We start from the raw sequence: 14,908 nt of genomic DNA on the forward strand, positions 1-14,908 counted from the left end.
CCCCCGCCGCATCCGCAGCGTCGTCGGCTCGCCGCCGCCCAGCGTCGAGGATGGGCTCGACCGGCTGCGCGACGCCGCGCGCCAGGAGAATTTCCTCGTCGGCGCGCGGCTGCTCTCGGGCGTCTATCCCGCGCAGGGAGCGGCCCAAGCCTATTGCGCGGTGGCGGAAGCCTGCCTGCGTGTGGCCTTCGAAGACACGCGCGAGGCCTTCGCCGCCGATCACGGCGTCGTCGCGGGCGCGCAGAGCGTTGTGCTGGGGCTCGGCCGGCTCGGCGCGGGCGAACTCACCCCGTCCTCCGATCTCGACCTGATCCTGCTCTACGACCGACCGGAGGACGCCGAGCCGAGCCAGGGCCGCAAGAGCCTCGATCCCGTGACCTGGCATGTCCGCTTCACCCAGCGCCTCGTCGCCGCGCTGACGGTGCCGACGCGGCGCGGCTCGCTCTACCAGGTCGACATGCGGCTGCGGCCCTCGGGCAACAAGAGCCCGGCGGCGACGCAGTTTGCCGGTTTCGCGGCCTATCACGAAGGCGAGGCCGAGATCTGGGAGGAGATGGCGCTGACCCGAGCCCGCGTCGTCGCCGGCGACCCGGAGCTGGCGCAGCGGGCGGAGGCCTCGATCCGCGCGATCCTGAGCCGCCGGCGCAAGCCCGCGAAGGTCGCTACGGCCGTGGCGGAGATGCGGGCGCTGATCGCCAAGGAAAAGGGCGAGACCAACCCCTGGGATCTCAAGCTCGCGCTCGGCGGGTTGACCGATCTCGACTTCCTCGCCCAGTTCCTCGTGCTGGCTTATGCCTGCGACCATCCCGGGCTGCTGGTGCGCGACACAGCCTCCGTCTTCGCCGCGGCACGGGAGGCCGGCCTGCTGGCGGCGGCCGATGCGGCGGCCCTGGGGGAGGCGGCGCGGCTGATCGGAGATGTCCAGCTCTGGCAGCGCTTCACGGTGGAGGAGGCCTTCGACCCCGCCGCCGTGCCGGCCAGGGTGATGAACCGGATCGCCACCGCTGTCGGGCGGCCCGACACCAAGGTACTGCGCGCTGAACTCGACGAGGTTCGCGCCGGCGTGCGGGTAATCTTCAACCGTGTCCTGGGAGCCGCGAAGGCCAGCTGACGCCGCCCCGCCGTTAGGCCGCGCGGGCGGTGATCCGGGCGGTGGTGCCGTTGATCGGCAGACGCACCATCACGATGGTTCCGGCGCCGATCGCCGAGCGCAGCCGCAGCGAGCCGCCATGCAACTCGGTCAGCGAGCGGGCGATGGCGAGCCCGAGACCCGAGCCCTTGTAGGAGCGCGTCAGATCGCCCTCGACCTGCTCGAAAGGTCGGCCGATGCGGTCGATCTTGTCCTTCGGGATGCCGATGCCGGTATCCTCAATGAAGATGTTGAGCGCGCCGGGTACCTGCCGGATTCGGATGGCGATCTGGCCCTCGTCGGGTGTGAACTTGACCGCGTTGTCGAGGAGATTGCCGAGGATCTGGTAGAGGGCATGCGGATCGGCCTCGACATGGGTGTCGCGCGAGCCTTCGATGGTGAGCGCCAGGCGTTTGCGGTCGATTTCGTCCTGGGCCTTGCGGACCGCTTCCTCGATGACGAGCCCGAGCGAGATCTCGGCTTTTTCGAGCTGGACCTTGCCGGATTCGAGCCGCGACATGTCGAGGATGTCTTCGATGATGCCGAGCAGATAGCCGCCGCTGGAGCGAATGTCGCGGACGTAATCGGTGTATTTTTCGCCGAGGGGTCCGAACATGGCGTTGTCCATGATCTCGGAGAAACCGATGATGGCGTTCAGCGGCGTGCGCAGCTCATGGCTCATATTGGCCAGGAATTCGGATTTGGCGCGGTTGGCCGTTTCGGCGGCGGCCTTCTGCTCGAGATAACGCTCGGCCATGTCGGCGAGTTGCTGCGCCTGCGCCTCCAACTTCTGGCGCGAGGCCTTGAGGTCAGTGACATGCATCAGGAGCTGGTGCTCGGACTGGGTCAGCCGCTCTTCCTGCTGCTTCAGCTTGGTGATGTCGGTCCCGACCGAGACCGAACCGCCATCCTTGGTACGCCGGCCGTTGATCTGGAGCCAGCGCCCGTCCGAGAGCCGCGCCTCGTAGGATGATGAGCCGTCGCTGCCGCGCGACGAACGCACCGGTTCGCGGTCGATGGTCGGCTGCGCGCTCGACTGCATGATCTCGTCATGGCTGGCGCCGCCCTGGGCCATCTCAGCGGGCAGCTGATGGAGTTGCTGGTATTTCGCGTTGCAGAGCACGAGCCGGTTGTCGGCGTCCCACAGGACGAAGGCTTCCGAGATGGCCTCGACCGCGTCGCGCAGCCGGGCATCGGCGGTGGCCGTGCGCTCCGCCATGCGGTGCTGCTCGGAGATATCGACGACGATGCCGACAAGATGCTTGGCATGGGTGCGTCGGTCGGTGACGAGTTCGGCTCGCGCCTTCAGCCAGATCCAGTTGCCGGCGCTGTCGCGGACCCGGAACTCCTGATCGAGATGGTTGGCCTCGCCCCGGCTGATCGCATCGGCCAGCGCATAGAGATCGACATCGTCGCGGTGGATGAAGCCGCTGACCTCGCCGAAAGACATATACTGGCCGACGCGGTCATAGCCGAGCATCGCGTACATCGAATCGGACCAGTAGATGCGTCCGCGCGCCAGATCCCAGTCCCACAGGCCGCAATGGCCGCGGTTGAGCGCCGTGTCGATCCGCTCGCGGATGCAGTCGCAATCCTCATCGGCGGCGCGGGCGCGCCGCGATTGCACCACGAAGCCGATGGTAATCGCCGCCAGCACGATTCCGGCCGTGGCGAAGAGAAGCGCCAGCCCGCCGCGACGCTGCTGCCAGGTCGACAGGGCGCGCGATACCGGTTGCAGGACCGCAACCTGCCCGAGCGGCGCGGTGAGGTTTCTGACCGCGGCGAGAACCTCGGTGCCGTTGGGGAGTGTGATCCGCATCACGCCAGCACGATCGCCGAAGGCGGTGAGCGGCTGGGTCGGGCCGAGAAGGTCGACCAGGGTGCGCTGCGTCTGGCCGATCGTGGGCTCGCTGGAGACGACCTGGCCGCCTTCGCCGCTGACATGGACGGAACGGCCATGAGCGGCCAGATGGCGGGAGGACAGCGCCGTGAGAATCGTGGCGACGGCAACGCCCTTCTGGGTTGCCGTGTCGAGTTCGCGAGCGAGCAGGGCGGAGACGAGGTCGATGTCGGCTGCCGCATCCTGCAGCACATCGTCGCGCATGGCCGTGGTTTGTATCGCGGCGCCGGTCGCGAGCAGAACGATGAAGAGGGCAACGAGGCCGGGAATGACGGTCCGGAATGTCGGCTCGAAGCTTTCGAAGCGCCGATACAGCGGATGTGTCAGCGATCTCGCGACACCCAGAATCGAACTTGCGCGCACAGGTGCGCAGCTCGCGTTGGCACGCGTCATGCCCGTCCCCCTTCGGATACTTTACCGTGAGTAGATCGGGAGACGTGCCGCATCCCCGCGAATCACATTCAATAGAATCCGCGCGGTCTGATTTGTCTAGCTTTGAGTTGAATCGACTGTATCGAATTCGCGCTCAGGTTGCGTGATCAGGGTCGATGAATCCTGCGCGGGTAATGAAACGTTAACCTTCCCGACAGGATTGCGTTAACCTGCTCAGGCGAGCGTGCGCTCGGCGATGTCGGCGACGTCGCGCGAGAGGTTTGGCGTCTGCGCCACCATCGCCAGGCGGGCCTCGGCCAGGGCCTTACGGCCGGGCTCCAGCATGCGCCAGCTCTTGAACGAACCAAGCAGGCGCGAGGCAATCTGCGGGTTGGTCCGGTCGAGCGCGATCACCATATCAGCGATGAAGCCGTAGCCTTCACCATCGGGCCGGTTGAACTGGGTCATATTGGCCGCGAAGCCGCCGATCAGCGCCCGGACCCGGTTGGGATTGCCGAGCGAGAAGGCCGGATGCTGCATCAGCGTCCGAACCCGGTCGAGGGTCGCGCGCTCCGGGATCAGCGCCTGCGCCATCAGCCATTTGTCCATCACCAACGGCTCGGCCGCACAACTCTGGGCGAACCGCGCGATCAGCGCCTCGCGGGCCTCACCGGGGACGAGCGTCATCGCCGCCAGCGCCGCCAGCCGGTCGGTGAGATTGTCTGCTGTCGAGAATTGCGCTTCGGCCAGGCGCGCGCCCTCTTGCGGAGCGGCGATCGCGATCAGGCCCAGCCCCTCGTTGCGCAAGGCGCGCCGTCCGGCCGATGCGGCATCGGGGCTGTAACGCGTCTGCGTGTCCAGGGCATCGCGCAACGCGAGCAACTGCGGCCCGAGCCGGCGGCCGAGTTCTGCGCTGAGCCCGCGATGGGCGGCGAAAATCGCGTCGGGGTCGACGTCTCGGCCAATTTCGCGTGCGATGTCGCCCAGGCTTGGCAGACGCAGCACCTGGGCGGCAAAGGCGGGGTCCGCCGGAGCCTGGTCGCGCAGGAAGACGCCCAGCACATCGGCCATGGCGGCGGCGCTCATAGCGAGCGTGTCGTGCTTGGCAGGGTCGCGCCCGGCGCTCACCAGCGCCCGGCTCGCCACCGTCTGCCAGGCCTGCCAGCGGTTGAACGGATCGCTGTCGGCGGAAAACAGCCGCAGCAGTTCGGCGTCGCCGAGATCGAGCTCCAGCCGCACCGGTGCCGAGAAGCCGCGCAGCAGCGAAGGGATCGGCGGCTCGGCCACGTCGGTGAAGGTCACCGACAGACAGGCCTGGTCGAGCACGATCATGCCCGCGCCGGCATAGGCAGGCGACGTCGTCTGCAGGGGCAGGTCGCCGCCGGCACCGACAAGCCCGAGCACGATGGGCAGCACGACGGGCACCTTGTCCGGTTGGCCCGGCGTCGGCGCGGTGGTCTGGGCGAGGTCGAGCGTGTAGCTGCGGGCGGCGGCGTCGTAATGGCCCGATGCCACGATCGTCGGCGTGCCGGACTGTTCGTACCAGCGCGCGAAGGCCGCCAGCTCCCGGCCCGAGGTCTCGGCGAAGCAGGCGAGAAAATCCTCGATCGTTGCTGCCATGCCATCGCAGCGCAAGAAATAGAGGTCCATGCCCGCCCTGAAGGCGTCATCGCCAACCAGGAGCTTGAGCATGCGGATGATTTCCGCGCCCTTTTCATAGACGGTCGGCGTGTAGAAGTTGTTGATTTCCTTATAGGCGCGCGGCCGGACCGGATGAGCGAGCGGCCCCGCATCCTCGGAGAACTGCGTCGTGCGCAGGGTGCGCACATCGGCGATGCGCTTCACCGGGCGGGAGCGCTCGTCGGACGAGAATTCCTGGTCGCGAAAGACGGTCAGGCCCTCTTTCAGGCAGAGCTGGAACCAGTCGCGGCAGGTGATCCGGTTGCCGGTCCAGTTGTGGAAATACTCATGCGCGATGATCGCCTCGATCGAGGCATAGTCGCCGTCGCTCGCGGTCTGGGGATCGGCGAGCACGTATTTGTCGTTGAAGATGTTGAGGCCCTTGTTCTCCATCGCCCCCATGTTGAAGTCCGAGACGGCGACGACGTTGAACATGTCGAGATCGTAATTGCGGCCGAAGACACGCTCGTCCCAGCGCATGCAACGCACCAGGCAGTCCATCGCCCAGCCGGCGCGATCGGCCTTGCCAGGCTCGACATAGACCGCCAGCTCGACGCTACGCCCATCGGCGGTAACATAGTCTTGTCGCACGACATCGAGCGCGCCGCCGACCAGCGCGAACAGATAGGCCGGCTTGGGGTGGGGATCGTGCCAGACAGCGAAATGGCGTTCGCCGCCGGGAACCTGGCCCGCCGCGACGAGATTGCCGTTCGACAACAGAACTGGCGCCTCTGCCTGCGCCGCCTCCAGCCGGACCGTGTAGACCGACATAATGTCCGGCCGGTCCAGGAAATAGCTGATCCGGCGGAAGCCGTCGGCCTCGCATTGGGTGCAGTAGACCCCCGACGAACGGTAGAGGCCCATCAGCTTGGTGTTGGCGGACGGGTCGATTTCGGTGTCGATCGTCAGGGTGAAGCGGCGCGCCGGGGGGGCATGCAGCGTCAGGCCCTGGGGCGTGACGCTGTAGGCGTTGGTCTCGACCGGCAGACCATCCAGCAGCAGCGCGGACAGCGATAGCTCGTCGCCATCGAGAACCAGCGGCGCGTCGGGCTGCCCGGCCGGATTGGGTCGCAGGCCGAGAAGCGCGCGCACCCGCGTCTTAACCGGATAGAGGCTGATATCGAGATCGACCGTGTCGATCAGCCAGTCGGACGGGCGGTAGTCCTCGAGGCGAATTAGCTTGGTGTCTTCGGAGCGCATGGACATCTCTGGAATACAGCCGGCGGTTGCGCCTTGGACAAGGTCGCGGCGTCAAGCTCGTTGTGTAGCGTGCAGGCCAGGCGCCTGAAAGGGCGGGGGCGGGGGCTTGGTGTCGCGCTAGCGGTTCGCGCTCGCGATCATCGGCTCGGCATGGCTGACCAGCCGGCACAGCTGCGGCCGCGCGATCCGCACCGCCCGTTCGATCTGGTCGACCGCGGCGTGGACGGAGGCGACGTCGAGAGCGGGATCGACGCGGCAATGGTAGTTGACCACCAGCCCGTTGCGCGTCTGCCGCACCCGGACGCTGTGGATGTCGTGGATGGGGCCGGCAAGCTTCGCCGCTTCGGTGGCGAGCGCCTTGCCGATATCCTCGACCGTGTCCCAGGCGGCGTCATGGCCTTCGGGCGCGCCGGTCTCCATCGGCTCGATATGGGTCTCGACTTCGGTCTCGCCGCCGAATTCGTCGCGGATCGCCGCTTCCAGTCGTGTCGCGATTTCATGTGCATGGCCCAGCGGCAACTGCGCTTCGACCTCCATATCGAGGCTGACCGAGAGCCGTTGTCCGATGGTGTGGACCGAGACATGGTGGACCGGGATCTTCAGCTTCAGCGCGATCAGCAGCACCCGCTCGAGCGCCGTCTCGTCATCGACCTGCACCGGGTCGGTGGTCACCGCGATCTCGGCGCCGGGCTCGATGCGCTGCAACGCGCTGGCCAGCACCTCGCGGATCGTCGCGACCCTTTCCAGCGGCAGGGTGCGCGACACGTTGATCCCGATTTCGCCCAGCACCCGCCCACCAGTGGGGCGGACCTTGAGCCAGTTGACGCCGACCACGCCGGGTACCGCCTCGGCAGCCTCCCGCAGGCGCTCGCTGACCCCTTTGGGCGCGGCGTCGAGCAGGGTGTCGATGGTGCGGCGGCCGAGCCTGTAAGCCGACAGTGCCGTGAAGGCGGCGATTGCGAAAGCGGCAACCGTGTCGGCCCGGGCAATCCCGTACCAGACGCCGAGCAGCCCGAGCAGCACCAGGGTGGAGCCGACGAAATCGGCGGCGAAATGCGTCGCTTCCGCCGCCAGGGCCTCGGAGCGGGTCTCCTTTGCGACTTGCGTCAGCGAGCGCCAGCGAATGGCGTCCACCACCATCGACAGCAGCAGGATGCCGATCACCACTGGCGTGACCTGAACCGTCTCGATCAGCCCCGTCCACAGGCGGTTGCCGGCCTCCCACAGGATCGCGCCAGCGAGCGTGAACAGGATCGCCGTTTCCACGAGAGCGGCCAGCGCCTCGACCTTGCCATGCCCGTAATGATGCTCGTCATCGGCCGGCTTGTCCGAGACGCGCACGGCAAACCAGGTGAACAGCGTCGAGCCGACATCGATCAGGCCCTGCAGTGCGTCGGCCAGCAGGGCAAGCGAGCCAGACAGGATCGCGCCGATGATCTTCGCGCCGGTCAAAAGCAGCGTGGCCATCACCGAGAGGATGGCGGCGCGCTGCTTGATCTGCGCCATCTGGGCGGGCGTCGCGCGGGCAGGCGAACCGCCTGGCCCGTCTTGCGTTGAGGTCATGGCCTGTCCTGCGCGCTCGCGTCTTGGAAGTGTCTTCGTGAGCGGCGATCCTTTCGCCCGATTCATGGGTAGGATCAACCGATACTATCTTGCCGACATGGGCGGAGCGCGGCCTTCAGCCGACCAAAGAGGAACTTCAAGATGCGATATCTGCACACCATGGTGCGCGTCACCGATCTCGACGCGGCGCTGGATTTCTACGTGACCAAGTTCGGGCTGATCGAGACCCGGCGCATCGAAAGCGAGAAGGGCCGCTTCACGCTGGTTTTTCTCGCCGCGCCCGACGATCTCGATACCGTCAAGGCGACCGGCTCGCGCGGCCGGCCGACGCTGGAGCTGACCTATAACTGGGATCCGGAGACCTATACCGGCGGCCGCAATTTCGGCCATCTCGCCTATGAGGTCGACGATATCTACGCCACCTGCGAGGCGCTGATGAAGGCGGGCGTCACCATCAACCGGCCGCCGCGCGACGGCAACATGGCCTTCATCCGCTCGCCCGACGACATCTCGATCGAGCTTCTCCAGAAGGGCGACCCCAAGCCCCCGGCCGAGCCTTGGGCGAGCATGCCGAATACCGGCGTTTGGTGACCCCCACGACTTGATTGCCCGAGGATAGCCTCCATGATATCAAGGTTTGATATCATGGAGGCTTGAATGGGAATTCTGGTTCGGGACGAAAAGATCGATCGGCAGGTGCGCGAACTCGCGGCCAAGTCCGGAAAGACGCTCCAGGGTGCGATCGGTCAGGCGGTCGAAAACGAACTCCAGCGTATCGATGCCCGTCGGGAGCAGGTGGAAAAGGCCTTCCGCCGCGCCCAGGAACGGCTCACGGCATTTCCCGTGATCGACGACGGACTATCGCATAAGGAGTTCTTCGACCGCGAATATGGCGACGCTTGATGTTTCTTGATGCCTCCGTACTCATTGCTGTCCTGGCGGGCGAGCCCGAGGCCCTGGCTGTCAAATCCGCTATGCTGCAGACCATGACGTTGTCGACATCGCAGGTCGCGATCTTCGAAACATCTTGCCGTCTGGCGAAACTGCGGGGCCTTTCGGTCGCGGATGCTCATCGTGAGGTCATCGACTTTCTGCAGATACTGGGTGTCGCCGAGTTGGCTATCGATGCCGAGGTCGGAGCTGTCGCTCACGCCTGCGCCGCCCGCTATCATCACCTCACGGGCCACCCCGCCCGACTCAACATGGGTGACTGTTTCGCCTATGCGGCCGCCCGAACCTCGGGACTGAAGCTGGCCTATAAGGGCAATGATTTCGTCCATACCGATATCGATGGCGCCCGCTTCGGGCCCGAAGCCGGCCCTGTTCGCTCATGACCGGCGTTTTCTGCCTGGGCATCTCGACGCTGGATTATGTCTACAGCGTCGAGACGCTGCCGACCCGCGGCGAGAAATACCGCTCCAGGGGACTCGCGGTGGTCGGCGGCGGCTGCGCCGGCAACGCCTCGGTCGCGATCGCGCGGCTCGGCGGCCGCTCCTGGCTCGCGACACGCCTGGCCGATGACGTCACCGGAGACCAGATTGTGGCCGATCTCGCCAGCGAGGGCGTCGAGACGGACTTCGTCCGGCGCGTGGCCGGCCTGCGCTCGCCGGTTTCGGCCATTCTGGTCGATGCCCAGGGCGAGCGCATGATCATCTCCTATTCCGATCCCGACATGCCGGAGGAGGCCGGCTGGCTGCCCTCGCAACTTCCCGACGGCGTGGGCGCCGTGCTGGCCGACACACGCTGGGGCCTGGGGTCGCTCGCCGCGCTGCAAATGGCGCGGGCCGCGGGTATTCCCGGCGTCCTCGACGGCGACCGCACGCCGCCCCATCCCGATCTCGTGGCGACCGCGAGCCATGTCGCCTTCAGCGCCCAGGCTTTGGCGGAATTATCGGGCGAGGCCGATCCCCGGCGCGGGCTGGCCCGGCTGGCGAAGGACGCCGCGACCTGGCTCGCTGTCACATTGGGCAGGGAGGGGGTGCTGTTCGTCGAGGATGGCGAGGTCGTCCATACGCCGGCCTTTCCGATCGAGACCGTCGATACGCTGGGCGCTGGCGATGTCTGGCACGGCGCCTTCACTTTGGCGCTGGCGGAAGGGCAGGGCGCACGCGCGGCGATCCGCTTCGCCTCCGCCGCTGCGGCCATCAAATGCACCCGCTTCGGTGGCCGGACCGGCGCGCCGGGGCGCGACGAGGTCCTGGCCTTCCTGGCCGCCGCCGGCTGAACGGTTTGCAAGGCATGCATGCCTGAAATTTAGGCGGCTGAGGGCCTCGAGGCTCTTGCCCGGCCGGCCGGCACGCGGAAGATAGGCTGCATTCTTCGTCTCGGGATCCTCCATGTTCGCGCCGCCCGTTCCGGCAGCCCATGAGCCGCTGCTTCCGGCCTATGTCCGCGCGGCCGGCGGCGTTCGGCTGCGCTTCGGGCTTGTCGGGGCGCGGACCCACCGTCTGGATGTCGGTGAATCCGGCGGCTACCGCGCGCGCTTTCCAACGACCTTCGACGCGACCAGCGAGGCCGTGCTGATCAACACCGGCGGCGGCATGGCCGGCGGCGACGCCATGGCTGTGAATATCGACCTCGGTGCTGGCGCCGATGCGATCGTGACCACGCAGGCGGCGGAGAAGATCTATCGCAGCCAGGGCTCGGACACCCGCATCAAGACTCAATTGTCGGTCGCCGCAGGCGCGCGCCTTGCCTGGCTGCCGCAGGAAACCATCCTGTTTTCCGGCGCGAGACTGGCGCGCCATCTCGCCGTCGACCTCGCCGCCGATGCCCGCCTGATCGCCTGCGAAACTGTCTTCTTCGGCCGTGGCGCCATGGGCGAGACCATGCTGCGCGGTGCGCTGCGCGACCGCTGGCGCATCCGCCGCGAGGGCAGGCTGATCTTCGCCGAGGATGTGCGGCTGGAGGGCGCTATCGCAGAGACGCTGACGCGTTCGGCCATCGGCGCCGGCGCGAAGGCGGCCGCCACGGTTGTCGCCGCCGGTTCCGATCTCGCCGACAAGCTGGAACAGGTCCGCGCGCTGGCGGCCGATGAACTCCAGGTCGAGATCGGTGCCGGCATCGTCGCGGATCTTCTCGTCATTCGTCTGCTCTCGCCCGATGCCCAGGCGCTGCGTCGCGTTCTCGTCACGCTGCTCGGGCAACTGACTGGCCGTGCGCTGCCGCGCACCTGGTCAACTTGAGGAGAGCATCATGCTGGCGATCCAGGGTCTGAAATGCATCTATGACACCGGCGCGCGGGGCTGGGCCATCGAACTGGCGCTCAGCGGCGAAGGCGAGGAAGCGGTGCGCCGCTTCGACGTCGATGGGCCCGACGACGCCGAAATGCTGATCGAAGCCTTCGAGGATTCGACCTCCAGCGCCTTCGATCCCGCCACCGGCGAGATCATCTTCGCCTATGAATACGCCGATTTCGGCGCCGATGACGAAGAAGACGAAGACGAAGAAGACGAGGACGCCGAGGACGACGACGCCGATGAAGAGGTGTCCGAGGACGGCTCCGACGAGGATGAGAAGAAGGGCAAGCAATGAATTTGACGCCGCGCGAAAAGGACAAGCTGCTCGTCGCCATGGCCGCCATTGTGGCCCGCAGACGACTTGAGCGCGGCGTCAAGCTCAACTATCCCGAGGCCGTTGCGCTGATCACCGACTTCGTCGTCGAAGGTGCGCGCGACGGCCGATCCGTCGCCGATCTGATGCAGGCCGGAGCCCATGTCGTTACGGCCGACCAGGTCATGGATGGCATCGCCGCCCTGATCCACGATGTGCAGGTCGAGGCGACCTTTCCCGACGGCACCAAGCTCGTCACCGTGCACGAGCCGATCCGCGGCGCCTCCGACGCGATGAAGCCGGGCGAAGTGACGACCGTGCCCGGCGACCTGATCATGAACGAGGGCCGCGAGAGCCTCAGCCTGACGGTGTCCAACACCGGCGACCGGCCGATCCAGATCGGCTCGCATTACCACTTCTTCGAGGCCAACCCGGCGCTGCATTTCGATCGCGACAAGGCCCGCGGCTTCCGCCTCGACATTCCCGCCGGCACGGCGGTGCGCTTCGAACCCGGCCAGACCCGCGAGGTGAAACTCGTCGCGCTCGCCGGCAAGCGCGAGGTTTACGGCTTCCGCCAGGAAGTGATGGGGAAATTGTAAGCGCGTGATGGGCATTCCCTACATTTTGGCGTAAGTTGGAATTATGAGGGTCACCGGAATGGCGAGCTATGAGGTCAAGATCAGCTCCAAAGGCCAGTTGACGCTGCCCGTCGAACTGAGACGGGAGTGGAAGCTCGAAGAAGGCGATTCCGTTGAGTTTTATCATACGCATGACGGACGGGTTTGTCTTAGACCCCGCAACCTGCCGGCGTCTGCAATCTTCGGCTTGCTGGCCCATCTGACCCCTGATCCGGCCTACGACAGCGACGACGACGCCATTGGTGCCCAGATCGTGGCCGAGGACGAAGCGACCAAGTCGAAGGGCCGAAAGCCGCGTGCGGCTTGATCGGCCTCGATGCAAACATCCTGTTGCGGGTCCTGCTCGACGACGACGCGGTCCAATCTCCGATGGCCCGGGAGTTGCTTGCAAAACTGACGCCGGAACAGGCCGGTTATATCAACCTCGTCGTGCTGATGGAGGTCGTTTGGACCATTCGGACTCGTTTCAAGGGCAAGCCGGACCATCTCCACGCAGCGCTTGAGACCCTATTGAGTGGGGCAGCCTATGTCGTTCAGAGCCGAAACGAAGTCGTCGCGGCGCTGTCGCTGGCGAAGGCTGGGAGATATGGATTTGCCGACGCGCTGATCGGATACTTGAATCAGCGCGCAGACTGCGGCGCGACTTGGACATTCGATCATGGGGCCCCTTACGAGGCCGGCTTCAAAGCTGCTGTACTGTAGGATCAACCATGCCCTTCAACTACCCCCGCAATGCCTATGCCGCGATGTTTGGCCCCACCACCGGCGACACGGTGCGCCTCGGCGACACCGAACTCGTCATTAAGGTCGAGAAGGACTTCACTACCTATGGCGAGGAGGTGAAGTTCGGCGGCGGCAAGGTCATCCGTGACGGCATGGGCCAGAGCCAGGTCCGCAATGCCGACGGCGCGGTCGACACCGTCATCACCAACGCGCTGATCCTCGACCATTGGGGGATCGTGAAGGCCGATATCGGCATTCGCGCCGGGCGCATCTGCGCCATCGGCAAGGCCGGTAACCCCGACATCCAGGCCGGCTTCGGCAATTTCGATCCCGCCGAGACGATCATCGTCGGTCCGGGCACCGAGGTCATTGCCGGCGAAGGCAAGATCGTCACCGCCGGCGGCTTCGACAGCCATATCCACTTCATCTGCCCGCAGCAGATCGAGGACGCGCTGATGAGCGGGCTCACCACCATGCTCGGCGGCGGCACCGGCCCGGCGCACGGCACGCTGGCGACGACCTGCACGCCCGGCCCCTGGCATCTCGGCCAGATGATCAAGGCGGCCGACGCCTTCCCGATGAACCTCGCCTTCGCCGGCAAGGGCAATGCCGCGCTGCCGGGCGCGCTTGTCGAGATGGTCGAGGCCGGCGCCTGCGCGCTCAAGCTCCACGAGGACTGGGGCACGACGCCCGCCGCGATCGACAACTGCCTCTCCGTCGCCGACGATTACGACGTGCAGGTGATGATCCACACCGACACGCTCAACGAGAGCGGCTTCGTCGAGGACACCATCGCCGCTTTCAAAAACCGCACCATCCACGCCTTCCATACGGAAGGGGCGGGCGGTGGCCATGCGCCCGACATCATGAAGGTGGCGGGGTTGGAGAACGTGCTGCCGTCCTCGACCAATCCGACACGGCCTTTCACTGTCAACACGCTCGACGAGCATCTGGACATGCTGATGGTCTGCCATCATCTGTCGCCCTCGATCCCGGAGGATCTCGCCTTCGCCGAAAGCCGCATCCGCAAGGAGACTATCGCGGCGGAAGACATCCTGCACGATCTCGGCGCGCTCTCGATGATGTCGTCGGATTCGCAGGCCATGGGCCGCGTCGGCGAGGTCATCACCCGCACCTGGCAGACCGCGCACAAGATGAAGGTCCAGCGCGGCACGCTCGCGCAGGATGTCGGCATCGGCGCCGACAATTTCCGCGCCAAGCGCTATGTCGCGAAATACACCATCAACCCCGCGATCGCGCACGGCATCTCGCGCCATATCGGTTCGGTCGAGGTCGGCAAGCTCGCAGACCTCGTGATGTGGTCGCCGGCCTTCTTCGCCACGAAGCCCGATCTGATCATCAAGGGCGGCATGATCGCGGCCGCCCCGATGGGCGACCCCAACGCCTCGATCCCGACGCCGCAGCCGGTGCATTACCGCCCGATGTTCGGCGCCTTCGGGAAGGCCGTCACCTCGACCTCGCTGGTCTTCGTATCGCAGGCCGCGATGGCCAACGGCTTGCGCAACCGGCTCGGCACCGAGAAGGAGATGGTCGCGGTCGAGAACACCCGCGGAGGCATCTCCAAGAAGAGCATGATCCACAACGACGCCACACCCGACATCCAGATCGACCCGGAGACCTATGCCGTGGTCGCCGACGGCGAACTGCTGGTCTGCGAACCGGCGAAGGAACTGCCGCTGGCGCAGCGGTATTTCCTTTTCTGAGCGAGGAACGCCACCGGCGGAACAGCGCGCGCGGGCCCGACGTTCCTTACCTGCCAGAACAGGGAGGTTCGCCATGGCCAATGAAAACGTCAACAAGGGACAGCAGCCGGAAGCGCTGGCCACTTTCGCTGCCAGTGCTCGCAATGATGGCAAGAAGCCGGACGATGTCGGGCTGACGGCGACGCCGGAAACGGGACCCGTGCCGACATCGAGCGAGAAAAAGGCCGAGGCCGCGACGAAAGTGCTGCGCGAAGGCGTGCTCAAGCGCGATCAGGGTGCGGACGAGGCGGTCGATGCGCTGCCCGACCGGACGCGAGAAAGCTGATGACGTGTGCCGGATGCAGCGCGTGATGGCGTCGAACGGCATGATTGTTTCTCCGACCGATCTGCATCCGCACTCGGGCGCGGCGCGTAGCCATGCTCCATA

The 14,908-nt window shown here is 66.2% G+C and carries 14 protein-coding genes and 1 pseudogene; 12 read left to right on the plus strand and 3 right to left on the minus strand.

What is annotated here, in order from left to right; all coding sequences use genetic code 11:
- A pseudogene (locus IP69_RS00965) lies at positions 1 to 1,111 on the plus strand (bifunctional [glutamine synthetase] adenylyltransferase/[glutamine synthetase]-adenylyl-L-tyrosine phosphorylase); the annotation flags it as partial.
- A 13-nt stretch (positions 1,112 to 1,124) separates the two neighbouring features.
- Here IP69_RS00965 and IP69_RS00970 read toward each other — a convergent pair.
- From IP69_RS00970 to IP69_RS00980, 3 genes are all read right to left on the minus strand, one after another.
- Entirely contained in the window at positions 1,125 to 3,422 is a 2,298-nt protein-coding gene (locus IP69_RS00970) for a PAS domain-containing sensor histidine kinase (RefSeq protein WP_054140948.1), read from the minus strand.
- 213 nt (positions 3,423 to 3,635) lie between these two features.
- A complete protein-coding gene (gene pepN / locus IP69_RS00975; protein WP_054141385.1) occupies positions 3,636 to 6,281 on the minus strand; it encodes an aminopeptidase N in 2,646 nt (881 codons plus the stop codon).
- 117 nt (positions 6,282 to 6,398) lie between these two features.
- The gene (locus IP69_RS00980) at positions 6,399 to 7,844 is read right to left on the minus strand and encodes a cation diffusion facilitator family transporter (RefSeq protein ID WP_054140949.1); all 1,446 of its coding nucleotides are present in this window, start codon (positions 7,842 to 7,844) and stop codon (positions 6,399 to 6,401) included.
- A gap of 141 nt (positions 7,845 to 7,985) precedes the next feature.
- Between IP69_RS00980 and IP69_RS00985 the strand changes: the two genes are divergently transcribed.
- The 11 genes from IP69_RS00985 (at position 7,986) to IP69_RS01035 (ending at position 14,806) form a co-directional block, all read left to right on the plus strand.
- Entirely contained in the window at positions 7,986 to 8,435 is a 450-nt protein-coding gene (locus IP69_RS00985) for a VOC family protein (RefSeq protein ID WP_054140950.1), read from the plus strand.
- A gap of 66 nt (positions 8,436 to 8,501) precedes the next feature.
- Positions 8,502 to 8,747: a type II toxin-antitoxin system VapB family antitoxin gene (locus tag IP69_RS00990; RefSeq protein ID WP_054140951.1), complete on the plus strand. Its 246-nt coding sequence runs from the start codon at positions 8,502 to 8,504 to the stop codon at positions 8,745 to 8,747.
- Complete coding sequence (locus tag IP69_RS00995; protein ID WP_054140952.1) at positions 8,747 to 9,178, plus strand: type II toxin-antitoxin system VapC family toxin; 432 nt, start codon at positions 8,747 to 8,749, stop codon at positions 9,176 to 9,178. The genes IP69_RS00990 and IP69_RS00995 overlap by 1 nt, the downstream gene beginning before the upstream one ends.
- Positions 9,175 to 10,068, plus strand: coding sequence for a PfkB family carbohydrate kinase (locus tag IP69_RS01000; protein WP_054140953.1), 894 nt, complete (start codon positions 9,175 to 9,177; stop codon positions 10,066 to 10,068). Before IP69_RS00995 ends, IP69_RS01000 begins: the two co-directional genes overlap by 4 nt.
- Positions 10,069 to 10,180: 112 nt before the next feature.
- Positions 10,181 to 11,029 carry an urease accessory protein UreD gene (locus IP69_RS01005; protein ID WP_054140954.1) on the plus strand — a complete coding sequence of 283 codons (849 nt, stop codon included), beginning with the start codon at positions 10,181 to 10,183 and terminating at the stop codon, positions 11,027 to 11,029.
- 10 nt (positions 11,030 to 11,039) lie between these two features.
- Positions 11,040 to 11,378: a hypothetical protein gene (locus IP69_RS01010; RefSeq protein ID WP_054140955.1), complete on the plus strand. Its 339-nt coding sequence runs from the start codon at positions 11,040 to 11,042 to the stop codon at positions 11,376 to 11,378.
- Positions 11,375 to 11,995 carry an urease subunit gamma gene (locus IP69_RS01015; RefSeq protein ID WP_054140956.1) on the plus strand — a complete coding sequence of 207 codons (621 nt, stop codon included), beginning with the start codon at positions 11,375 to 11,377 and terminating at the stop codon, positions 11,993 to 11,995. The genes IP69_RS01010 and IP69_RS01015 overlap by 4 nt, the downstream gene beginning before the upstream one ends.
- Positions 11,996 to 12,053: 58 nt before the next feature.
- The gene (locus IP69_RS01020) at positions 12,054 to 12,341 is read left to right on the plus strand and encodes an AbrB/MazE/SpoVT family DNA-binding domain-containing protein (RefSeq protein WP_054140957.1); all 288 of its coding nucleotides are present in this window, start codon (positions 12,054 to 12,056) and stop codon (positions 12,339 to 12,341) included.
- Positions 12,338 to 12,736, plus strand: coding sequence for a type II toxin-antitoxin system VapC family toxin (locus IP69_RS01025; RefSeq protein ID WP_082358730.1), 399 nt, complete (start codon positions 12,338 to 12,340; stop codon positions 12,734 to 12,736). The genes IP69_RS01020 and IP69_RS01025 overlap by 4 nt, the downstream gene beginning before the upstream one ends.
- Before the next feature lie 8 nt (positions 12,737 to 12,744).
- Entirely contained in the window at positions 12,745 to 14,481 is a 1,737-nt protein-coding gene (ureC, locus tag IP69_RS01030; RefSeq protein WP_054140959.1) for an urease subunit alpha, read from the plus strand.
- A 73-nt stretch (positions 14,482 to 14,554) separates the two neighbouring features.
- Positions 14,555 to 14,806, plus strand: a complete 252-nt coding sequence (locus IP69_RS01035; protein WP_054140960.1) for a hypothetical protein — start codon at positions 14,555 to 14,557, stop codon at positions 14,804 to 14,806.
- Positions 14,807 to 14,908 lie beyond the last annotated feature (102 nt).

This window comes from Allobosea sp. AAP35 (assembly GCF_001295925.1).
Classification (GTDB): domain Bacteria; phylum Pseudomonadota; class Alphaproteobacteria; order Rhizobiales; family Beijerinckiaceae; genus Allobosea.